General features: G+C 37.8%; 3 protein-coding genes. All 3 read left to right on the top strand.

All coding sequences use genetic code 11. The features are described 5' to 3' along the window. The first annotated feature begins 16 nt into the window (after positions 1–16). The 3 genes from ACXM0J_RS18640 to ACXM0J_RS18630 all read left to right on the top strand — a co-directional run bounded on the left by ACXM0J_RS18640 (position 17) and on the right by ACXM0J_RS18630 (position 2,764). Positions 17–274, top strand: a complete 258-nt coding sequence (locus ACXM0J_RS18640) for a hypothetical protein (RefSeq protein WP_004726728.1) — start codon at positions 17–19, stop codon at positions 272–274. Between the two features lie 919 nt (positions 275–1,193). Next, positions 1,194–1,499 (top strand): helix-turn-helix domain-containing protein, encoded by a 306-nt coding sequence (locus ACXM0J_RS18635; protein WP_000366814.1) that lies wholly within the window; start codon positions 1,194–1,196, stop codon positions 1,497–1,499. Further along, positions 1,499–2,764, top strand: a complete 1,266-nt coding sequence (locus tag ACXM0J_RS18630) for a type II toxin-antitoxin system HipA family toxin (RefSeq protein ID WP_000934717.1) — start codon at positions 1,499–1,501, stop codon at positions 2,762–2,764. The genes ACXM0J_RS18635 and ACXM0J_RS18630 overlap by 1 nt, the downstream gene beginning before the upstream one ends. Positions 2,765–3,649: the final 885 nt, after the last annotated feature.

Genomic DNA, 3,649 nt, shown 5'->3' with positions numbered 1-3,649 from the left:
ACTCTGTGGCTGTATCATGGCTTTTGTGCAATCCAATCCATTTGATCCGAATGTTCTCTTTTGCAATAAAGCAGCCTCTTCTGCTTTTCCTGAACCAACGAACTATGTCATTGATTTGATTCAACCGACAACAGTGATGCTGAATCAAATCTCCAAAGAAGGGATTAAATGCAAGAAATGTGGTAAGAAAAAGATAGGGGATGGAAGTTATTATCCGTCTAATTGGAACCAGCCCATGAGTCGAGATCAGTTGAGTAAGAATCATTTTAAATGAATAAGAGAAGGATGGCTTACCTCACTTCTCCGAATAACAATGCTATGCTTTTCAACCAAGGTTATAAATTGGCAACTACATTTCATTCTTCTTCATGCTGGTCCTATAGCCTGTAGACAATTACTACATCATTTGCATTCAATGCTCAATACAGCCTGTCAGCAGAACCGCAGCGATACTTTTTTTCGTGCATACATGTAGTGTTTAAATCCATTCATTTTTCAATGATCCTCTGCCGTTTATCACATTTATGGTCGATCTTTAACCTTGTGAAAAATGCACATACCGATCCCTTCAAACTGTCAAATTTATGTATGCATGACATTTAAAGAAAATTATCTGATCAATTTTTTTAGGTAAAATTCATCAAGAAAAAGTTATTATTATTCATAACATCACCAATAACCACATAAAAACAATAATTTAATAAATTATTCTTCCAATTTTTTTATATTTAGTGTTATTACCTCTAAATCCATGTTTACCACCTTCTATTACATAAGTAATTTAGAAGTATCCACGATATAAATTGCTTGCCCTCACACCTCTCCCCTCTCACGCCCAAAAAATTTATACTGAAAGGCAGATTAAGCCCGTTCGAGTTACATATAGCCGCATGCTATATTGAAAGCATTAAGAAAATATCCTCAATATTTATAGGATTTTTAAAGTATGAACTAATTTTCGAAGAACCCTTTCTAAGTAATGTGACCTATTAGGAAAAATGAAAATACTGAAATCTCCGTATCAACAATCAGTCAAAGTACATCCTGATGATTTTCTGTAACCGATACCCAAGGACTATACCTACCCTTCTGATGTGCTGTGCAACAAAGCCCTCCTTAGCCACACTATAGCTATAGATTAATTCCATTATTTTGTGATTTAATTAAATTATTCATTCTTAAGACCCAATTTAATGGATTTATATTTCACTAAACCAGAAGAAGTTGTGACTCTTTTAGGTGAGCGTTTACGTAAGCAACGACTCTTTCTGGAGATGTCTCAAGCTGAGGTAGCAGCACGCGCTGGTGTCGGCGTGAATACAGTTTCGAATCTTGAAGCGGGACGAAATGTATCTGTTGAAAATTTAGTCCGTATTGCAATGGTCTTGGGTCGATTAAACGAACTTCAGGAACTATTTAAACCTCAGCTTAACAGTGTGAATGACATTCTTCGCTATGAGAGTCAAAGTAAGCGCCACCGTATTAAGAGGAAGGGATAATGCTCAATAGACTTAATGTTTATTACAACGGTTGGGGCGAATCATGGTTATGGGGAACGCTGATTAGTTCAACAGCCACGACAGGTAGACCCACCATTGCTTTTGAATATAGTCCAGAAGCAATACAGCAAGGTGTTGAGCTCTCTTCTTACTTGCTGCCTTTAAAAGGTCTACCATTCAGACAAGGTTTTCCTACTCATCAAATGGGACTCCCAGGTCCAGTCTATGACGCTTTACCAGATGGTTGGGGCATGATGTTGATGGATCGATATTTCAAAAAAATTGGCTTAAATTCAGCACGAATTGGACCTTTGGAGCGTCTGACCTATATTAGTAGTCACGCAATGGGTGCCCTCTCCTTTGAACCTTGTGTTGCTGACATGCAAACCTCAGAAAATATCCCTTTACAACAACTGGCCCAGGAAGTTCAAGAAGTACTCAAAGGTGAAGGTGGTGAATTTCTACAGCATTTATTGGTCATGGGTGGCTCCCCTCAAGGTGCCAGACCAAAAGCGTTGGTTTACCGAGATCCTGTCAATTTAGAGTTTTCGACTCAAGATTCTGATCAACATGAAGCCTGGCTGATTAAGTTTCCTGCTCAGCAAGAGCATCCTGAAGTCTGCGCCATTGAAGCCGTCTATGCAGAATGTTTGCGACTTTGTGCAATTGAGACTCCAGATACCCATTTCTTTAATTTGCCCAATGGTTTAACGGCTTTTGCTTCTAAACGATTCGATCGTCAAAATGGTATGCGGATTCCAATGCAGAGTTTGGCTGCATATACAGGAGCAGACTATAAAGTTCCAGGTAGCCTAGACTATCGCAATTTTCTCCGGGCAACCTTGATGTGTACGCAAGATGTACGAGAAAGATTGCATGCTTTTAAACGTGCTGTGTTTAATGTGCTTTTCAATAATCGGGATGACCATACTAAGAACTTTTCATTTCTCATGGAGAAAAATGGTCAATGGAAATTGGCTCCAGCCTATGATGTGACCTTCTGCGAGGGTCCAGGTGGTTATCATCAAATGGACATTATGGGAGAAGCGCTCAATATTTCCCGAAATGACATACATAAACTCGGTACTTCAGAAGCTAATCTGACTACTCTAGAAGTCGATGAGATCATCTTGACCATGCGTGAAATTGCACTTCAATTTAGTCAAATTGCGCAGCGCCTGTATCCCCATCAAATTCGAGAATCTACCCTACAGATGATTCAATCACGGATTCAACAGAATATTGATTTTTTAACTGAAACCTAAGCGTAAATATAAACTAAGCGCCAACCATCAACTGCAAATAGACTTTGATATAGTTAGTCGCTACATAATCTGTAGAACCTGTGAATTAGCTCTCTTTATAATCACGAATATTAGATGGATCACCGCCAAGATATATTCTGCAAACGTGAAATCACTACATCCAGATCGAAAATCACTAAGAAAAAACTGTCACCAAAAAAAGGTCTGCACTATGGATAGATGCAGACCAAACTCTGGATAACTACCAGCACGAGAAATATGTCGCAATTTTGCATAGACATGAATTTGATAAAATCAGCCCAGAAAGCCAGAAATTCATAAAAACTATTTCATCAATCCCCTATAACTTAATCACGTTCATGGTCGATCTTAAATCTTGTGAAAAGTACTCATGCTGACCTAGCCAAACTGTAAAACTCATGTATTCATAGCCTTTAAATGAATCTTTCAATCGGTATATTTAAGGTAAAAACTAGTAATCAGAAGTTATTATCACCCCCATATAAAACAAGGATCAACTTAAAAACAATAACTTAGTAAATTATTCTTCCATTTTTTTATATTTAGTGTTATCTCATTCACTTGGCTCTGAAAGTTTCTCGCACTGAGTTTATATGCGGACCAATTCGTTGTACGGTAGATTTTAGTTGCTGGCTTCTTCATTCGGAAATTATATTGCTGAATCAGACCTTACAAACAGCTTTGTGCAACAAAGCCGTCTTTAAGTACTTTTTTTAAAGGAAAAATCATCGACTTAAATCTATATTTCCAACAGTGCCACTTTTATCGCTTTAGCACCTCAACTCATTTAAGTGGCGTAACTTACATAACTTATGCATCCCATTTAAGTGACCTCAGTTATAGTATTCCGTGTCAGGAATTTGT

It is taken from the genome of Acinetobacter sp. GRABPA_MV_2, assembly GCF_056725885.1.
This window is presented reverse-complemented; position numbering and strand designations above follow the sequence as displayed.